16 protein-coding genes are annotated in these 19,542 nt (G+C 39.7%); 10 read left to right on the top strand and 6 right to left on the bottom strand.

Annotated features, from left to right (window positions below; all coding sequences use genetic code 11):
- Positions 1-147: 147 nt before the first annotated feature.
- From S4054249_RS08865 to S4054249_RS08875, 3 genes are read left to right on the top strand one after another with little or no spacing between them, the layout of a single operon-like run.
- Positions 148-702, top strand: a complete 555-nt coding sequence (locus S4054249_RS08865; RefSeq protein ID WP_046354053.1) for an elongation factor P hydroxylase — start codon at positions 148-150, stop codon at positions 700-702.
- A complete protein-coding gene (locus tag S4054249_RS08870; protein WP_046353968.1) occupies positions 692-1,813 on the top strand; it encodes an ATP-NAD kinase family protein in 1,122 nt (373 codons plus the stop codon). The genes S4054249_RS08865 and S4054249_RS08870 overlap by 11 nt, the downstream gene beginning before the upstream one ends.
- Before the next feature lie 13 nt (positions 1,814-1,826).
- A complete protein-coding gene (locus S4054249_RS08875) occupies positions 1,827-2,105 on the top strand; it encodes a YfcL family protein (RefSeq protein WP_046353967.1) in 279 nt (92 codons plus the stop codon).
- 55 nt (positions 2,106-2,160) lie between these two features.
- On the opposite strand, the gene S4054249_RS08880 is transcribed toward S4054249_RS08875, so the two are convergent.
- On the bottom strand, positions 2,161-3,372 hold the full coding sequence (locus S4054249_RS08880) for an NRAMP family divalent metal transporter (RefSeq protein WP_046354052.1): 1,212 nt from the start codon (positions 3,370-3,372) through the stop codon (positions 2,161-2,163).
- A 268-nt stretch (positions 3,373-3,640) separates the two neighbouring features.
- On the bottom strand, positions 3,641-4,516 hold the full coding sequence (locus S4054249_RS08885) for a LysR family transcriptional regulator (protein ID WP_046353966.1): 876 nt from the start codon (positions 4,514-4,516) through the stop codon (positions 3,641-3,643).
- A 124-nt stretch (positions 4,517-4,640) separates the two neighbouring features.
- Here S4054249_RS08885 and S4054249_RS08890 point away from each other — a divergent pair, with 124 nt between their 5' ends.
- From S4054249_RS08890 to S4054249_RS08905, 4 genes are all read left to right on the top strand, one after another.
- A complete protein-coding gene (locus tag S4054249_RS08890; protein WP_046353965.1) occupies positions 4,641-5,609 on the top strand; it encodes an aldo/keto reductase in 969 nt (322 codons plus the stop codon).
- 36 nt (positions 5,610-5,645) lie between these two features.
- Positions 5,646-6,134, top strand: coding sequence for a hypothetical protein (locus tag S4054249_RS08895; protein WP_046353964.1), 489 nt, complete (start codon positions 5,646-5,648; stop codon positions 6,132-6,134).
- Between the two features lie 414 nt (positions 6,135-6,548).
- Positions 6,549-7,601 (top strand): hypothetical protein, encoded by a 1,053-nt coding sequence (locus tag S4054249_RS08900; protein WP_046353963.1) that lies wholly within the window; start codon positions 6,549-6,551, stop codon positions 7,599-7,601.
- Positions 7,602-7,784: 183 nt separating this feature from the next.
- Positions 7,785-8,168, top strand: a complete 384-nt coding sequence (locus tag S4054249_RS08905; protein WP_046353962.1) for a nuclear transport factor 2 family protein — start codon at positions 7,785-7,787, stop codon at positions 8,166-8,168.
- A 78-nt stretch (positions 8,169-8,246) separates the two neighbouring features.
- Here S4054249_RS08905 and S4054249_RS08910 read toward each other — a convergent pair whose 3' ends face one another.
- A complete protein-coding gene (locus tag S4054249_RS08910) occupies positions 8,247-10,253 on the bottom strand; it encodes a spermidine synthase (protein ID WP_052960796.1) in 2,007 nt (668 codons plus the stop codon).
- Between the two features lie 134 nt (positions 10,254-10,387).
- Here S4054249_RS08910 and S4054249_RS08915 point away from each other — a divergent pair, with 134 nt between their 5' ends.
- Positions 10,388-12,382, top strand: coding sequence for a winged helix-turn-helix domain-containing protein (locus S4054249_RS08915; RefSeq protein WP_230851827.1), 1,995 nt, complete (start codon positions 10,388-10,390; stop codon positions 12,380-12,382).
- A gap of 185 nt (positions 12,383-12,567) precedes the next feature.
- Here S4054249_RS08915 and S4054249_RS08920 read toward each other — a convergent pair whose 3' ends face one another.
- Positions 12,568-14,271: a cell envelope integrity protein TolA gene (locus S4054249_RS08920; protein WP_046353960.1), complete on the bottom strand. Its 1,704-nt coding sequence runs from the start codon at positions 14,269-14,271 to the stop codon at positions 12,568-12,570.
- A 650-nt stretch (positions 14,272-14,921) separates the two neighbouring features.
- The gene (locus S4054249_RS08925; protein ID WP_046353959.1) at positions 14,922-15,803 is read right to left on the bottom strand and encodes a TolB family protein; all 882 of its coding nucleotides are present in this window, start codon (positions 15,801-15,803) and stop codon (positions 14,922-14,924) included.
- A gap of 436 nt (positions 15,804-16,239) precedes the next feature.
- Between S4054249_RS08925 and S4054249_RS08930 the strand changes: the two genes are divergently transcribed.
- On the top strand, positions 16,240-17,550 hold the full coding sequence (locus tag S4054249_RS08930) for a cysteine hydrolase family protein (RefSeq protein ID WP_052960795.1): 1,311 nt from the start codon (positions 16,240-16,242) through the stop codon (positions 17,548-17,550).
- Between the two features lie 140 nt (positions 17,551-17,690).
- Here the strand turns inward: S4054249_RS08930 and S4054249_RS08935 are convergent, their stop codons facing one another.
- The gene (locus S4054249_RS08935; RefSeq protein ID WP_046353958.1) at positions 17,691-18,884 is read right to left on the bottom strand and encodes a helix-turn-helix domain-containing protein; all 1,194 of its coding nucleotides are present in this window, start codon (positions 18,882-18,884) and stop codon (positions 17,691-17,693) included.
- 155 nt (positions 18,885-19,039) lie between these two features.
- Here S4054249_RS08935 and S4054249_RS08940 point away from each other — a divergent pair, with 155 nt between their 5' ends.
- A complete protein-coding gene (locus S4054249_RS08940; protein WP_046353957.1) occupies positions 19,040-19,474 on the top strand; it encodes a DUF6326 family protein in 435 nt (144 codons plus the stop codon).
- Positions 19,475-19,542 lie beyond the last annotated feature (68 nt).

The raw sequence follows: 19,542 nt of genomic DNA on the forward strand, positions 1-19,542 counted from the left end.
TGGCGCTAAGTTTAATTGGCGCCATTATGTAGTATTTGGGTCATGTTAGCGTCAGTGAGTGATGAGAACTCTTGTCATAATTTTTACTTTCATACCAAAAGTACGTACAATCAGCGCCCATTGAAAAACCGCGCTTTATTGGCGTTTATGCACCGTATATCTGATCTAAAAAATATATTCGATACTCAGTTTTTAAGTACTCACAATACTCGTCTAGTTAAAGGTGATGATGAACCCATCTACATACCTGCCAGTGATGAGTGTACTTTTCATCAGGTAGTTTTTGCTCATGGTTTTTATGCCAGTGCACTACATGAAATTGCCCACTGGTTAGTTGCGGGAGAAGCGCGCCGCTTATTGGAAGATTATGGCTATTGGTATTGCCCAGATGGCCGTGATAAAGCGCAACAAGCTGAATTTGAAAGTGTTGAAGTAAAGCCTCAGGCCATTGAGTGGGCACTGAGTGTTGCTGCGGGCTTTGATTTTAATGTATCGGTAGATAATTTAAATGGTGAGCAAACTTGTCGATTTACTTTTCAAAAGCGAGTTTATCAGCAAGTTTTGGTATTGCTAGACAGTGGCTTTAATAATCGTACGGAACAGTTACTAAAAGCTTTATCGGCGTTTTACAATACGCCGTGGCCATTACAAAAAGAACAGTTTTCTTGGGATTGCCCACAGGAGTTAGAAGATGTCATTTAAACTCGGTTTAATTGTTAACCCCGTCGCGGGGTTAGGTGGTTCAGTGGCTTTGAAAGGCAGCGATGGTGTTGATACAGCACAAAAAGCATTGGCGCTTGGTGCAGAGCCCAAGTCAAACAATCGAACAAAGCTTGCGCTAGAACAGTTATTGCCTTTTCATGAACGAATTCAAGTATATACGGCATCAGGTGAGATGGGGGAGCGTATAGCAAAAGAGCTTGGTTTTGATACACATGTTATTTATACAGTAAACGACCAGACGACTGCGCAGGATACAGAGCGTGCCGCGAAAAAATTGATTGAACAAGGGGTTGATCTGCTTTTGTTTGCAGGTGGCGATGGCACGGCACGAAATATATGTTCCGTGGTAGATGATAAAGCTCCTGTGTTGGGTGTACCTGCGGGTTGCAAGATCCACAGTGGTGTTTATGCCATTACGCCAAAAGCTGCGGGTCGAGTGGTTGAAATGTTGATCAAAGGTGAGTTAGTTACCTTAGCTGAAGCAGATGTAATGGACATCGATGAAGCTGCGTTTAGAGCCGGCACGGTTAAAGCAAAACGTTATGGTGAAATGCAAGTTCCCAGCGAAGTACGTTATGTGCAGAGTGTCAAAAACGGCGGCAAAGAAAGTGATGAATTGGTTTTGGCTGATATTGCCGCGTTTGTTATCTCTGAAATGGATGAAGAAGTCCGTTATATCATGGGATCAGGCTCGACGGTTGAAGCTGTGATGGAAGAGCTCGGCTTAGAGAACACCTTATTAGGGGTTGACTTGATTCAAGATCATGAGCTGTTAGGACAGGACTTAACCGCAAAACAACTGCTTGCGTTGACCAAAGACCATCCGACGAAACTAGTGATTACCTTGATAGGTGGGCAGGGCCATATTTTTGGTCGTGGTAATCAGCAGCTGAGTCCAGAATTAATTAAACAAATTGGTAAAGAAAACATTATTGTAGTTGCGACAAAGCGCAAGCTACAAGCATTAGATGGTCGTCCATTGATAGCAGATACGGGCGACCAGACACTTGATGATGAATTGAGTGGCTATATTAAAGTCGTCACAGGATATAATGATCATGTGATGTATGCCGTTGGGCATCAAGAATAAGTGAGGAGAAGAAATGTCATTTGAAACCTATGTAGAGGCTGCACAGCAGTTTTTTGATGAATTAGTTGATCGTGCAGATGATGATGAACTCTTTGCTGGTGGCTATTTGCGAGGTCATTTTGATTTGGCTGTGGGCTACGCTCAAGTTGAGGAGCTCAATTTACAACCAGAAGAGTTAAATACTAAGATAGAAGAAAGCCTTGTAAAAGCCTACCGCAATGGCGAACTAACAGATGAAGACAAAGAGCACGTTGTTAGTATTTGGGAGCAAGTTAAGACATTAGCTGCGTAATATATAGTCACTCATGACACATGGTCATGAGTGACTTTTGTTTATACCTTATCTGTTATAAAACCCAACGCCATACGACGAACAACAGCGAAAACGAGACGAGGTATATTAGTCCCAACGTGGATAAAACTTTGACGGGTTTTGGCAGTGATTCGTATATCTCTCCTTTGATTAAAGATAAGTTTAACCAAGCAAAAAATGGCGTAGTTAAAAAAGCCATTGTCATAGCAAACATCAGCATTTCTTTTAAATTGCCTTTAAAGAACAAAACAACGATCATACCCAGCGCAGATTGAAGTCCTATCAATAAAGATAAACTGTGCTTGTAATCATGCGGCTTGATGATTTTTAGGGATTCATCTAATGTCCTTGCGTAACCATCTAATACCGTGATGGTTGTGCCAAACATACATAAAAACGCGACAACGGCGATTAACCAGCGAGACCATTCACCTATCGTCATTGCGTACATGTCAATCAGTTGCTTTGAAAATGCTACGCCTGCCAATTCAATTTTTTGTTCTTGACCATATTGAAGTAACACACCGAGTGCGAAAAACACCAAGGCGAGTACAAGCATCATGGCGTAGCCGAGGTTAAAATCAAACAAGCTCTGTTGTCTGGTTAGTTTAGCGGTTTTTAATTTGCTCTTTAGCCATAGAGAATTGATGGCTGAAACTTCAATTGGGGCGGGCATCCAACCCATCAACGCAACCATAAAGCCCAATAATGCCAATTCATATGGGGAAGGAGCTTCTTGCGGCGTTGGGTGAGCGGGACCGTTTATTAAGGCAACGATGAAAGCAGCAGCTGTGGCAATGCACAAGAAGACCATGATCACCTTACTAGAGTTATCTAACAGTTTGTAATGACCAAAGATGAGGATGCCCAAACACACAAACAGCAGTCCAAAACTGAGCGTTGTGAGGGAAAAATCACCGGGTAGTATATATTGCAAAAGCGCAGCGGTAATCAGCAGTACACCAGCTGTATTTACAACGGCTGCAAGTAAATTGACGATGAAAAAGAGATAAAAAAGAGAAGGGTTCTTATCTTTGTAGCCTTGTACCAAGCTCTGGTTAGTGCGCAGGGTATATTCTACGCCAAAGCGGAAAAATGGGTATTTGAGTACGTTTACTGCAATGATTAACCAAAGTAGCTGCCAACCAAAAAGCGCACCAGCTTGAGTTGCTGCAACAAGATGAGAGCCTCCTACTGATGCCGTGGCCATCAATATGCCAGGTCCAAGCGCCTGACTTTTAGACATAATGCTTGATAACACGTTAGATCCTTGTTTTTGATTGCTATGGTAACGTGTTAAAAAAATTATCCAAGTGAAATTTATGATAAAAAGATTCATAAATCATGAAACTACACGAGGACTAATGCGTATGGAGGGAGTAATGTGTAGTTTAAAAAGTGAACAGCGGGGGAAGTATAAGGGTTAGCTTGCCGTTTATCTTGCCAAAGGTCCGCTGCGAGTGATATCAGAGAGCATCTAAATTAGATCTTTGGCTGGAAAATTGCGACGCTAATTAATTGGTATTCAAAGTAAAATAGTTCTTTATAAAATTGATGAATGTTCTGATTTTATGTGCTTTTTGGCTTGATTGAGGGTAGAAAAGATACATCCCATTTTGTGGTGACTGATATGCTTTTAGCACCTCAATCAGTTGGCCATTATCCAATTGTGCTTGCACAAAATAATTCGCAACGCGTATGAGCCCCGCGCCTTCAATGGCATATTGTTTGATGAGGGTATTGTCATTGCTAGACATCCATCCATTTACCAAAACTGTTTCGTTTTCAAAGTACCATTTAGATTGACCATTGGCGACTATGCAGGCATGTTCGGATAAATCACAGGGTTGGTTAATAGCAGAGTGGGCATTTATGTAACTGGGTGATGCGACAATGATATGTCGGTAATCAAATAGCTTGATAGCCACCATATCTTGCGGGGGAGACATTGTAGCCCTAAATGCGATGTCAAAATCTTTGTTATTTAAATTATGTGTTGTATAGCTAGAATTAATTGAAAATTCAACTTCTGGGTAGTGTTTTTTAAATTCTACACAGAGTCTTGGCAAGTGTATTTGCGCAAACATACGTGGTGCAGTCAGTCGGATCATACCGTCGACTTTTTCTGTATTGACGCTGCGCTCAAGTTCGAACAATTGACCCCTGATTGATTTTCCGTGCTCAAATACTTGCTGGCCGTATTGGGTCAGTTTTACACTTCGAGTTGTTCTTACTAGCAATGGGGCATTCAGGACTTGCTCAAATCGCTTTATTTTATCCGATAGCTGACCTTTGGAGATCCCAAGCGATTTTGCGGCTTTTGTATAATTAAGCTCTTCTGCTAGCTTGACAAAAAGCAGCAGCAATTCAATGCGTTTATGTTCATTCACTCGCTCTACTCCAACATTAATTGTTCAAATTAATGAACACAGAATTCTAATTTCCATACTTTTATTCAAAATAAAGAACAATATCATATAGCCAGATATGTATTTCGACTAGCTGGAGTAAAGTATGAAAACCAACTTACCAATTAAAAAGTATTTTCCAACAGTAGGCCCTATTGCATATGGGTGCATGGGACTAGGTGGCCAAGGGCCCCACATTTTGGAAGCTGATGTATTGCAAGCGCATAAGATCATTGACTGTGCCCTAGAGTCCAATATCCAATTTTTCGATCATGCAGATATTTATCGAGATGGGCGAGCTGAACAAGTGTTTGGCAGGGTGTTATCTGAACGGCCTGATTTGAGGCCGAACATGGTAATTCAATCGAAATGTGGTATCCGTAAAAAAAGTGGCGAGCACGTTGGGCGATACGACTTTTCGAGAGAGTGGGTGAAACACTCCGTAGATGGGATATTGTCACGCTTGAACATTGAATATCTTGATGTGTTGATGCTCCATCGCCCAGACCCACTTATGCAGGTTGAAGAATTGGCAGAACAAATTTCTAATCTAAAAAATCAGGGAAAAATCAATTATATTGCAGTATCGAATATGAACTTGCATCAAATTTCTTTCTTACAAGCAGCATTAGATATGCCCATAATTTCGAATCAGATTGAGATGAGCTTGGCAAAGCTCGATTGGTTGGATGATGGAGTAATGGTAGGCAGTCAGGGTAATCACTTAGTTGACTTTGTAAGTGGTACTTTAGAGTACTGTCAACAACATGAAATCCAATTGCAAGCATGGGGTAGCATGGCAAAGGGGCAATTTTCTGAACAAGGGTTATACTCTGGTGAGCTAAGAGTACGAAAAACAACGGAATTAGTTAAAGCACTAGCAAATAAGTATCAAGTGAGTACGGAAGCAATTGTACTGGCGTTTTTACTACGCCATCCAGCTAGGGTTCAGCCAGTGATTGGTACAACCCATGAAAAAAGATTAACAAATGCGATACAGGCAATTGATGTTTGCCTTGAGAGACATGATTGGTATGACTTATATGTGACCTCAAGGGGGAATCCTTTGCCCTAAGTAAAACAGTGAGATCATAGAGCGAGGGGTATAACTATGACAACACATCCATTTGACACGTTTAAGACTGAGTCAGGACACACGTTCTTTTTGACGCCTTGTCCGGGTACGAAGGGCGTTGCACTCTTCACGTCGTTGAAACAACTTAAAGAGGCGAATGTAGCAGGTGTGATCACGCTTATGAGCGATGAAGAGCTCATTCAAAGCGGTGTGACTGGGTTACAGGCTGGTTGTGCCAGTGTTGAATTGTATTGGTGGCAATTTCCGATGCCTGATGACGGAGTACCAGATAAAGAGTTTAACTTGCGCTGGCAAAAGCATTTACAGCACATTTTACATGTTGTAACGCAAGGAAAAACTGTTGCAGTGCACAGCAAGGGCGGCTCTGGAAGGACATGCTTGATGATTGGTTTGCTTTTATTAGCACTTGGCCATACCAAGGCGCAATCTAAACGGCTAGTAACAACGGTGTGGCCAGACGCATTAACTAGATCTCCTCAAGCTCAATTCTTTGAACACTTCTAATTAAGAGGTATTAGATTGGCAAGCCCAATCTAATACCTACTGCTCGAATAAAAAATACCTATCAGATTTGAAAATAATTCGAAATTTTAATTATCCTACTGATTTAGTTTGCTTTATTTTGTATTTTTACATCCGTTCTGCAATATCGTGAAATGTAAAAATCACAAAGTGGTCGTATCAGTGCTTTAAGCTCTTGAAATAAATGAGCTATTTGTGATTTTTAAGGGTGTATGTTCCTTTTATGATGTAATACCAAAAGCTCATTTTTCTAGCTTTAGGTAGAGCTTTTGTTTAGATATTGGTAATAATAACTGCAACTTTTGACATGGTCACTTGCTGAAAATTGGTACTTTGGTACTGGCTGCCCAGGGATGCTTGCTTATAACAGCTCGACACACACCGCTGGAGTGTTTTATGCAACTATTTGAAACTGATACTACTCGCTTACCGAATGGCGCACGCCCGTTGGCAATTTACGTGCTTTTTACCTTACTACTATTGCTACTCACCCTTGTAAGTTTCCCAAGTAAAGCCTTGGTTGTCATGTCTGGGGAGTTAGATAAACATTTAAAGTCTTACAATTATGGCACTAAAGCAGACAACAAGTGGGTGCAACCAAGCCATCAGTATCAAACGCAGTTTCGGATGTTATTTGAAGTGTTTCATCAGCAAGATTGGCCGACGGCCAGTGAGCTTGCAAATGAATTAGATTATCAAGTCATTCAGTTTAATGATGTAGACACAGATAAAACTTATTATTTACTACAAGAGAAATATCAGCTACCAAGCGACAAGTTTATTGGCGGTGGCACATATGTGCTTAACACGTTAGGCAGCAATGCTGTGCTACAAGCACCACACCCGAAGAGAGACTCGTTTACGGGCACACAGGCAATAGACGCTTTTTTATATACGCAAACTAAGTTACTCATGTTGGCTGGCACACGACGAGACAGCAGTCATGATATTAGCGAGTGTACAGGTACAAATTATTCAGCCAGTGATGTTGCGCATCAAACTGAATCGTTATTTCAAGTGGTCCATGAATACATGAGCGATTACGACTTATCTACAGTATTTATCCAATACCATGGTTTTGGAAAAACAACACGAGCCAAATTACAAGCGCAGTGTGGTACTGATAACGATTTAATGCTTAATCTGAGTGAAACAGTCCGATATTCAACAAATCCTAATGAGCATAGTATTTTGCACTCTATACGTCGAAGTGTTGAACACGAGGGGGTAATTAAGGCATGTGTGTATGGCAATGACACAAAAAGTTTAGGCGGCACTTGGAATGTGCAAGGTCGCCACAGCAATGATTCTGTGGATAGTTGTCACAAAAGTGCTGAGGCATCATCAAAACGCTTTATACACCTAGAGCAAAGTTATGGTGTTAGAAAGTATCATCGAGCTGCAATGCAAAGACACCTTAAAGTGGCTTTGGACGAATATTTTCAATAAAACAATCTCCCAATCAGTAAACCAAGTTGCTAAAGAGAATTTGTCGCTCTTTAGCAACTTTTATATTCTATATAATAAACTTTTTTAAAATGGGGGCTTTGGTTCGGCGATCCTTTTGATTTTTTATTGTTTTGTCGGTAGGTTAGTATTTAGGCAAATATATATAATTATAAGGATGTTAGAATGTTGGAGCGAGAAAAAGCTACACTCATAAATCAATATATCGAGAGTTACAATGATTTTAATATCGGGGGGATGCTGTCGTTATTTGATGATAGTATTGTGTTTGAAAATGAATCTAATGGCGAAGTGAATGTCAGGGCCGAAGGCAAGCAAGAGTTTGAGAATCTTGCCAATGAGTCTGCAAAACTGTTTAGTCAAAGAAACCAAACAGTCACCAATTTGATTATCAACGACACCACTGCTCAGGTAGATATTGATTATTTAGGCGTACTTGCAGTTGATCTGTCAAATGGGCTAAAAGAGGGTGATGCGCTGACGACACAAGGTAAGTCTTACTTTGAATTTAAAAATGACAAAATTAGTTATATTAAAGATGTAAGTTAAGCAATATGTGGCGAGCAGCACTTGTGTAGTCAAATATAACATTGGCTACACAAGGCCATATCTAAGTAAAATTTAAAATTATAGCTTTATATACGGTAATAAGCTGTGTTTTTCATCTGTCCATGGTGCTGTGAATTGGTTTATATATACGTATCTATTTACTAGAGTAGATGTTGGCATTGACTCAATAAATACCTCATTGCTTGTCATGATGAGCCATCTAGATCCCAGCTGCGAGCTTGCACTGCTTTTAAAATCAAAAAGCAATAATGATTTATTAAAACGTAAGCTTAGGTTTGCCATAACAGGCATGAGATCAATATGGTTATTGGAAATATGCATGATTAATACACCGTTATTGCGCATTCTTTGCCAATACAACTCAAATGCTTCAGTGGTGAGTAAATGCGTAGGAATCACATCACTGGTAAAAGCATCAATAACAATCGCATCTTGTTGAAAGGCACTTTGGGATATTTCTTTAGCAATCAACTGTCGACCGTCACCTATTTTTACCTCGATATCGGCCAAACTATTATTCAGATAGCTGAAATACTTTTTAGCGACGTGGTAAACGGCTGGGTTTAACTCATAGAAAGTAATCGTGTCATGTTTTCTGCCTTGCGTTGCTAGCACACCTGCACCAAGGCCAATAATCCCTATGTTTATTGGGCCGTTTGCTTGCAAGGTCTTTATCGCTTTAGCAATCCCTGTTTTTCCGTGGTAATAGCCTGTATTTGGGCTTGCACCATCCATTAGCTCGTAACCATGAATTGTTGTCCCATCTATAAGGCGGCGTTCAGTTGTATCGTTAATTGTGAGGTCTTTAACGGTTAGCATGCCATAGAAGTTCCTTTTGGTTATCACGTTAAGTGTTGTATACGCGTTATTCAATAGAACGAAGCTAAACGTAACTGACATGAGTATAATCAGGTATCCGAGTTTCATGTATTTGGATACAGAGCATTGGGTGTAGTTGTATAGATGTAATGAAAAAATTGCGAGCAGCGTAAGAGGATACTCTAATGGCAGGTTAAAGATGACAGGTGCAAAAACTGAACTTGTGAAACTTCCAAGTACACTGCCAAAAGCAATACAGATATAGAAAGATGTCATTGAATGCTGGTTAGGCGCAATTTGTCTCAATGCTCTGTGGCAGCTTAATGTACAAATAAATAATACGAGTGTATACATGCTGAACTGAGCGGCAGCGCTAAATTTACTACCTAAAAAGTACATTAAAATACCCGCCAAAGTCGCAAAGACTAAAGCGGAGTTAGAGTAAAAACTACCGCTTTGCACTGGAAGTAAAAACGCAATGATAAAAGTGATCAAATAAATCGCTAAAGGAATAACCCAAGTTAAAGGCATTGGCGGAATGTTAACGTTAATCATAAAGGTGGTAGAGCTTAACAGTAGAGAGCTTAGTGCTGCCAAAGTGATACATAGGAGGTGATGATTGAAAATAGTCTTGGTCGGCTTTGTTGGGCTTACCGATGTTTTTCGAGACACTTTGTGTGTGAGCAATGCCATCAGCGCGAAGAGGAGTGTCACTAATACGAGTAAAGCTAGAAACCATAATTCTTTGAGTGTAGTGAGAGCGAAGTAAACCTCAAATATAAATGGAAATGTTAGCAGTGCGATTAGGGAGCCAAAGTTTGACAGAGCGTACCAGTGATAGGGTACTGGGCTTTGGTTTAATAAACAATGCCATTTTTGTAACAGTACGGATGTGGTACTTAGCATGATAAAAATAGGACCTATTTGAACGGCAAGTGACACAACAACTGACCATATAGGTGGCAGTGTGTTGAGCGTACTTTGTTCCACGTGTGTATATGTAACCGCCACAGCTATGATTAAAAGGACTTGGTGTAACGCAATTTGCCACTGTAGTCGCAAGTGGCGGATAAGGTGGATATATAAGTAGCCCAACAGCACGCACGTCTGAAAGAAAAATAGTCCAGCTGACCAAATAGACGCTCCCCCACCAAACTGTGATAATTGTTCTTTAGTTAAAATTGGTTGAATTTGAAATAATAAAAACGCGCTGAGTAAAATTATTAAGGTAAAAAGTACAGCCATCATTCATTCTTTTTTTTATTAAGTGAGAGGACAGCGTGTATTAAAGCGTTCTATTTATGCTATTAAATCCAGCTAGAGATTGCCTTAAGAAAAGCTTAGTATATGAATCGTAAGCTTATTTGGGAGTTGTGAAGTTGAAGTTTAAAATAGGGAGTTATCACGTAGATGTTAAACGGTGTCAAATTACAGCTTTTAACGAGGTAATCAACATTGAGCCGAAAGTCATGGAAGTATTGGTTTACTTGTACTCCCATAAAGGTGAGGTGGTAAGTCAGGAAGAGATTTTTAGCGCAGTGTGGCCGAAAGCAATTTTTAACCCAAGCTCTGTTCAACGATGTGTTGCTATACTGAGAAAGGCTTTTGATGACGACGCTAAACAGCCATTTCTGCTAATTACTCATCCTAAAAGAGGATACAGCTTAGAAGTGCCAAGTCCTAAATCAAACACTTTAAAGTGTGTGTTTGGGGGTGGTATTGCTGTTTTGATAGTTGTTTTGGCGCTTGTGTCCCTCTTTTCAAATCAACAGCCTTACAAAAACGATTTTTCAGATCTGTTGCCAATTAGTAGTAGTTCAGGTAATGAATTCGCTTTTATGACGTCACCAAATGGCTTGTATATTGCGTTCATACGAGACGAAGCAACCAGTAAACATATATGGATTAAACAACTTGATACAGGAATGGAAAAGCGCATTTCTCGCCAGCCGGGAGATTATTTAAGCTTAGGTTGGAGCCCAAACAGTAATGGCTTGGTTTTTACATTAAAAGAACAGGTAGGTTCATCATTACAAGTTACCACACTGGATCTAGTTTCAATGCTGCCCCTTGATCAAGAGGAGGCATACCGTACAACAGATTATGTGATCTCAAGCCATAGATTGGACTGGGCGACGGATAATACGGTTTACTTTACTGAAAAACGCCGGGCAAGTAGTGATACTCAGCTAGTTTCATATAATCTTATTACAAAGGACAAGCGCGTTTTACATCAGTCAAAACAAACTGATTGGCTCTTAATGCAGTCTTTATCCCCTGATGAAGCATCTATAGCATTAGGTTTTGAAGCAGGTCAAAATAAGTACCGAGTAGATTTACTTGACCTAAATAGTGGATACTCGAAGACGCTTGTAACGATTGAAGATGGATTAAGTGGACTAAGCTGGCATCCAGATAAAAAAAGCATACTGCTGAGTAAACGCAATGAAATACTCTCGATTGATCTGCAAGGCAGCGTGACTAAGTTACCGTTTAAAAATTATCAGATTGTGCGAGACGCGAGCTACTCATACAACGGTGAAGAGATTTTTATGGAGCTTGTGAAGGTGGACGTTGATATTTTAAGCGCGAATCGAGCAAGCGTTAAGACTTTGAAGCGCTTAGTCAACTCCTCCTCTGTGGACTTTTTGCCTGTATTTGCACCAGAGTCCTCGGTATTTGTGTTTGAGTCACATCGTTTTGGTCAAAAGCAATTATTTTTATATGAGCAGGGGAAAGAGCGGCTGCTATTTAAAAATCCAGACAATGTTGAGCTGTTTGGCATTGCGTGGTCCAAAGATGGCAAATCTGTATTCACGGCTAGCAAAAATACAATATTCCGCATTGATGTTGCCTCAAATAAAGTTGAGGCAATCCCACATGTACACAGCTCATTCTATCTTCGTGAAGCATATCACCATAGTGATGCTTTATTGGTATCTTACCGTTCATCGGATGGAGTAGGGTTTCATGCGGCAAAGTTCGATTTGAAAACAGGTGAGTTGAAGGATTTTGAGGCTAAAGGTGAGAGATTGTCTTGTTATTCGATGGGGTTGGATAAAGCAGATAATATTTACTTTTCGAATACATCTGAGGTATTTAAGCGCACTGGTGCTGGTGAAGTTGAGCGCGTTTGGCAATCGCAAGCGGCAGGGATAATTGGTGTAACGACTGAGTCAAATCTGCTATTTGTCACTTTGGAACAGGGTAGCCAGTATAAATTGGTAGAGTATGATTTATCGTCCGGTAATTCAGATGTAACTTGGATTGGCAATAATGAAGGTAAAATGCTGATCAATGCAGCGCATGACTATTCGCAGTTTCTATACCTCACTGAGCCAACACGTCAAAAGCGATTAGTTCGATTGCGATAAAAAGTGTGAATATTTAGACCTCGGCTTTCACAGGTACTCTATCTAAATTTAGTTCGAAGCAGAGAATATATTGGTGGTTTAGTGGATGCCATTGCTTTAGCGAAAGTGCAAAGTAAAAAGGCTTTACAAGTAACTTTGTAAAGCCTTTGACAACGTAGTGATTGCTTGATGTTAAAAAGGCATATTTAAATCAATGGAAGGCCACCAACAAGTAGGTGTAGAACACCGATAGCAATGGCAGCTAATCCGATTTGCTCTTCGTAAGGCATTACCGCACTTTTCAATTTTACAAATGGCTGAATTTGATTAAGCTTTGCATCATTTTTAAGCAACAACACACCACTGGCAATTGCAGCTGCTTGAGTCAAGCCTCCTCCAATTATTGGAGAAAAAGACAATAAATCAGTTAAGAAATCAAACACCCCTAATCCAACTACGGCATATCCAACATACAATGATTGACCTTCAATGGCTAAGACCGTTTTGCCAATTTGTGGCACTTTGGTTAAAACACGAGTTTTTGCGATAAGTAAACCTGAAGACATCAATGTCAGTGCTAGCAATAGTTGATTTAAACTGAACGAGACTGCGCCTGAGTTAGCTTGCAACGCGTCTTCTCTTGCTTGCTCCATTTCTGCTTGAGTTTCAAGTTGCTGCTGTTCTCTTTTTGCTTTAAGTTCGGCCTGCTGCTGCTCTCTTTGTGCTTTAAGTTCTGCCTGCTGTTGCTCTCGCTCCAATCGAGCTTGTTCCTTCTTTTGCTCAGCTTCTAGCTTAGCTTGTTCTCTCTTAGCCTTCGCTTCTGCTTGTGCGATACGCTGTTGCTCTTTTCTCTCTGCAGCTTCTTTAGCTCTTTGCTCTTTTTCCGCTTTTTTCTTTGCTTCAGCAGCAAGGCGCTGCTTTTCTTGCTCTCTTTTACGAATTTCCTTTGGATCTTCTGGGTAGGTGGCACTTTTAGCTAGTTCATCTAGATTAACAGTACTTTTTAAAAACCAATTCATACCAGTATCACTGTAAATACCGCTTTCGTCGTTATTAAGCTGGAGACCCGCTCGGACAACTTTTCCATCTTTTACTCGGAACGTGTATGACTCAACTGGGATATTTTTTTCTTTGTAAGCGATAATGTGATATTCACCATCTTCCATACTAGAGACAGCGATGCGACCACCTCGCTCTTCATGTGGTTTGGTAAAGCTCACTCCTGTGAACTTAAGACGGCCTTCATAGGTTGTCATTGAACCGCGACCTTCACCTATGACGTTATCTTTATAAATAAGTTGAAAATTCAAACGGGTACCACCTGGTGCACTGTCAAGGGTGTTTGGCGCTGGTTTGATTAGCTCTAGTGAACTTGATTGCCAAATATCCATCCGCGCTTCACCAATCGCGGCATAGTCATCCCATAAACTTGCAACCTTTAGGTTTTTCTTCTGTTTCACAAATTCATTTTGTTCAAGGGCAAACTCATAGGTTTGGAACAGCGAGTCTTTATGATAGAAATTCAGAGTATAATCTTTAGGGTCCATGTCTATATATTGATAGCCATGCATAGAGCCCTCACCGGTACAACTCAAAAACCGGATGTTTCCTGGATCCTCTTCAGAGTAGTCTACATTTGTGTTACACATCCAAGCTGCATGTTTATTACCGCCTTTATCTAGCAGTTTTACTTCAACGGTGTTTTTGCCTTCTTTTATGTTAGTGACTTTAATGTCGCCAAGCGACAACCTAAACTTGTTAGCATTAGTTGATTCATCATTTTGTTGAAATGAAATACCTTCGAAATAACTGTGAAGGTCAACTTGGTAAGGCGCAGCAAGCGCAGCGTTGCTATGTATTGTAGTAAGTGCAGATAGTCCATAAAGTGACGAAAGTAATAGCTTTTTCACTGTGAATCCCTTTTGTAAATATATTAGCTATGACAATAAATGAACTCTAATTTTAGTTTATATTTGTTATACAAGTCTACATGGTGGGTGATTATATTAATATTATAATATTTGGAATCGAAATTCTTTTCTCGAGAGTAAGTGGTTGAGCTTTAAGTTGAAAGTGAGGTTGTTCACATTATATGAATTATATAATATTTTACAGGTATTAAAGTTGGAGTGTTTTTAAGTCCGAGTTTGGAAGTGGTTTTTTACTTAGTTAAGCGTTAAATTTTATTGTTAAATTTAAAATAATTAAATGGGATTTTAATATAGCGTGTAAAAATATAGGAAGGAAAAACTGGCACATTTTGATATATGATAGCGCTTAGCTGTGACGTATACTTATTTATCCTTCTCCTGGATGGTGTAGGATGATGCAGGGTGATAAAGTTAATATATATTAGTGGGTTCTAAGTATTCACGAGGTGTTGTAATACCAGTGGCAACGTAGTGCAAATGTCGTTTACGTATGTGTTATTTTTCTTGCTTTAAGTATTGTTATTTCTGACTTAATTGAGCTCAGCTTTAAAAATAACAATTGTCGCTGAGTTAAAGAAAATCAGGCTGCACCCAGTGCGGCCTGAAATGTCACGCTAGATTTAATTCAGTTAATCTTTAGTATAGACTTGAGATTTAAGTGTTTTAATGAACTTAGAATCTATCCAGTAGATATCACCATTTCCTGTATTTGTCGTTCTGTTAAAAAAGAAATATTTACCATCTGGAGATATATACCCACCAGCTTCACCGGCACCTGTATTCACCGTGGGGCCTAAATTAAGCGCTTTACCCCAACTTCCATCAGATTTTCGAAAACTGATATAAAGGTCTGTATCTCCGAAGCCTTCGGTTCTTTCTCCATCCCAAATAATATAGCTGTCATCAGGTGCAATAAAAGGATGAGCGTTCCATTTTCCTGTATTAATATGTGCAGGTAATGGTTTTGGCGCTTGCCGAACACCATTTTGTACCTCAGAGATCCTAAGTACATCACCATTTTTATAATCATCGAGGATATAGGTACCTGAAGATGATGAAGATAAACGCATAATGCCCCAATCTTTGTTATCGAACATTGGACCTAAGCTTTTAACTTGTGACCATCCGTTGTCTGTTCTACCAATATACTTATTGCCAAGGTGTAAGGTATTACCATCGGGCGATAGAGTGGGGCGGCCAACTCTTGGCGCTAATATCGAACCATACCAGCGATTATTCCTCTGCTTGTAAGTCATTGTCCACCACTTGTTGGTATCGGCATCCATACGCGTAAAATAGAGTTCCTTCAAATCTGGTGTAAACGAAATAGTGTATTCTCTGTCTTTCTGTGTGCTCAATAAATCAGGCGCAAAGACTTTGGCAGTTTTCCCTGGTGGTGTTTGTCCTAAGTAGGGTCCTTGCAATTCAGTTGCTATTTCCTTAGCCATGATGGAACTGGTTGCAAAAATAGAGCCCGTAGCAATTAAAAAGCAATACGTTGTTTTGAGCATGTGTTCTCCGGTATTTGGTCCGTTAGCTGTCTTTTCAATAGAGGAATGTACCAGAACTGACTTTAATGACTTGAAGTTAGAGTGACTTTTAATTGATGTTTAGATTATTAGAAAGTAAGTATATTTTTCAGTTGGTTATAAAATAAAATCAAAAAGTATAACCAGCGGTTGGCATAAGGTTCATGCTGATAGTGTGGTAGTAACTTTAGTCTTATTTAAGGTTTTATGCTTGTTAAAAGGGGTGGAAACACACCCATCATTTCATTTGAGCTGTTACATCAAATTTTTAACCTTATTCATTCACAGGTAATTACTGAGGCAAAAAATAGCTTGATTTATCCTCGCTTGACTTTGTTAACAAAACGTTTAAGTATCGATGGCTGTTTAAAAATTAACCGTTAACTTGCTTTGAAAAGGATAATTAAATAGGTGATTTATGAAAAAGTCTTTATTAGTACTGTCATTGGCGTTTGGACTGTCGGCTTGTAACATTGATGACAGGCTGCAATTAGCTCATGAAACCAAAAAAAGTGAACACGTTCACCTGAGTGCCCAAAATACGGGGTTGCTCATTATTGATGCTCAAAAAGGGTATGTGATGGACAGTGATGACTTTTGGGTCAAGGTTTTCTATCCAGAGTATGAAATACCGGCGCAAAATGTCGATCCTCAGCTGCACTCTAGCATTGATCGAATTGCACAGCTGGCGCAAAAAGCCAATGATTTAAATATGCCAACCACTATTACTTATGAAGCTTTCGAAACCGATGCAGGTTTAGATTATACGCCTTACATTACGCGTATTGAGCAAGCTCTTGATGAAAACACTCAAAGCTATTTCAAGCAAACGTTTAATTCAACACGAGAAGCTGACATTCACGCAGCAATGAAAGCGTGGTCTGATTTAGGTATTTCTCGGGTGGTTGTTGCAGGTGCAGAAACCGATGTATGCGTTATGCAAACGGTTTTAGGGCTTAAAAATATGGGCTTTGATGTTTATTTAGCGAGTGACGCGACGTTCTCTACGGAAATTTATGAACGACCAACCTTCAAGCGTTTACAGCAAGCAGGGGTTAAGCTGGCAAAGGTCAGTGAAATTATGCAGTCGATGGAATCTAAGGACAAATTGATCTACAGTCCACGCTACGCAGTCGGTAAGCGAGATGAGCTGTATCAAGGCGACCGCCATAAAATGGCGATGATTAATTTTAATATGGATGATGCGAGCTTGAACAAAGCTGAACATGACAATAAGCCAGCAACAGAGCCTAGGTTTACATTTTTAGGTTTAGAGCAGGAGTTTTTATTTAGCTATATGCCGAGTTTTCATGTGAATAAAAAAGGAAAGCCTTACACATCAAAATATCGTAAAAATACCAATGTTGTGAACTTTAAAAAAATTGACCCTGTGATTGCTGATATTAAAGCTGCGGGAAAGACGCAAGCGGTGATTTCTGGCGTAGTATCTCAGTTAGGATTGTATGATGCGGTCTATAAACTAATTGAAGCAGGTATTACTCCTGTTATTTTAGAAGATGCGCTACTGGGTTCTGATGTAGACCCAATACACTATTTAGATTACATCTATCAATTGGGTGCGGTACCAAGCACACAAAAGTCGCATGGTTATGAGATGTACGTCGAGATACAGTTAGGGGACTTTACTGAAGAAGAAATCGCTGCTTACTATGAAATGATAGCGCTGAATGAAGTTGTGATCCCTGAGATATACCCGCGTTTACGCTAGCTTTTTAAGCTCTATTTCAAGAGTTGCTAGCATTCCCCTAAAGTGAATTAGCGCCATGTCACCATGGTGCAAATTCACCTTTAAGACCTAACAAGGAGGGCAGTGTTCAAATCGCTTTCTTCAAAGTATACGAGTGGGGTTTAACCTTTTACATGTTTACGATATTCACTGGGCGTGAGTCCCGTCGTCTGTTTAAATGCTTTATAGAATGACGAACGTGCATTGAAGCCTACTTCCAATGCAACATCCAGCACAGTACTGCTATTGGCTAATATTTTAGGTTTGGCAGCTTCAATACGCCATTGATTTACGAAATCAAAAAAGCTAACGGACAACGTTTCGTTCAGCGTTTGGGATAGGTAATTTGGTGAAATATTTAAGTGTTTTGAGAGCTTTTGTAGTGACAAATTTGGATCTAAATAGAGTTTGTCTTGCTCCATTGCTGAGTTTATTTTCGTTGCAATTCGTGTTGATTGCGTTTGATCTAAAGCGGACCGTTGGTATTTCTTAGTCGGGCAGTGATGATCATTTATGAGATTATCGTCGGTCTTGATAATTTTGCTTGTATCGCCACTTATTGCATCGTCACCTAGACGTGCTAATGCGGGTTTTTGTTGCAGCCCAAAGTGGGTTATGGACCAGAACAACAATACAGAAAGGAGCATTTCTGTATTGCTATTAAACAGGGCTTGGTCAAATAAACTTGATGAAAAAACGGTCACTACAGAGCACACCCATACACTGACAGCAATAAAAAGCAGCCAATTCATCCAGCTAAGGTCCTTTTTATCATGATTTGAAAAAATATTTTTTAACTTTTTCCGGTACAGATTCAATCTGCGAATAATCTTTAACAGCGTATAAACGCATTGCAATAGCCAAAGTAGCATCATGATCAATATACCTATGAGTAAGGTGCTGACAATCGGGTCATTGACTTCCTTATCATTTATGAAAATGGCGGTGTGCATCTCTTTAGGTAAAAATAATATTACCATTGATATCAATAGGGCCGGGATTATTAAAGCGTACTGTTTAAGCCATCTTTTATGTAAGCGCCAAGATGTATCGGCTGTCAGGCCGTGAACATACAACCACAAAGAAGGACAGAGCATGAACAAAGCTGGAAATGCGACGGCTGTGTACACTGCATAGTAAGTAGGCAACACCGATGAGACAGTTGAATTTAAGGCCAACACTCCGCTTGCGAGTAAAAATAGCGCCAATGGCAAGTTCATCGCATGCGTTGTTACACGTGAGAGAAGAATAGGCACACCGATACATACTTGCCCAACAATCATCATAGTGAGGATAATTTCGATAGGATCGACCAAACTTTGTTCCTTTTATTACTTTCCGTTGAGAGACACAATCATAAAAAAGTGTCCGCGCTTATAGTCTCGGACGACCTAACTACTTATAAGTTATATCGTTTAGTTCCGTCAACTATTGTCCAACTTAGGGCTTAAATTATAACAACGGAGCAAATATGAATACGACGAAGGATATTTCCATTCCATTTGAAGATTATCAAATAAATGTAAAGCTCAAAATCTCAGCGCTTTGGATAGCAGTGATGTTTTGCTATGTCTACGGTGATTATATTGAAGTGTACGTGCCAGGTGTTATGTCTGAGGCGTTGCTTGTCAGCGCAGATAGAAAGGGGATCCAATATGAGTTCTTTGCTGTCGCATTACTAATGTCCATACCAAGTGTCATGATTTTTTTAACTTTGGCATTAAAACCCAATATAAATCGAAAGTTAAATATCATTATTCCAAGTTTGTTTATTGTATTGCTGGTGTCACTTAATTTAGAAACACGGTGGGGTTTTTATTTGTATCTTACTGCGCTAGAAGTGTTGTTGTCTTTCATGACGATGTTCTATGCATGGAAATGGCCAAAGGCAGAAGGTATGCGCTAAGCGCAAACACGACATTAAATTATATCTAAATATTACAGATGAATAGCACGTATTTTTAATGGATTTTT

The organism is Pseudoalteromonas luteoviolacea, assembly GCF_001750165.1.
In the GTDB taxonomy this organism is placed as follows: Bacteria; Pseudomonadota; Gammaproteobacteria; order Enterobacterales; family Alteromonadaceae; genus Pseudoalteromonas; species Pseudoalteromonas luteoviolacea_G.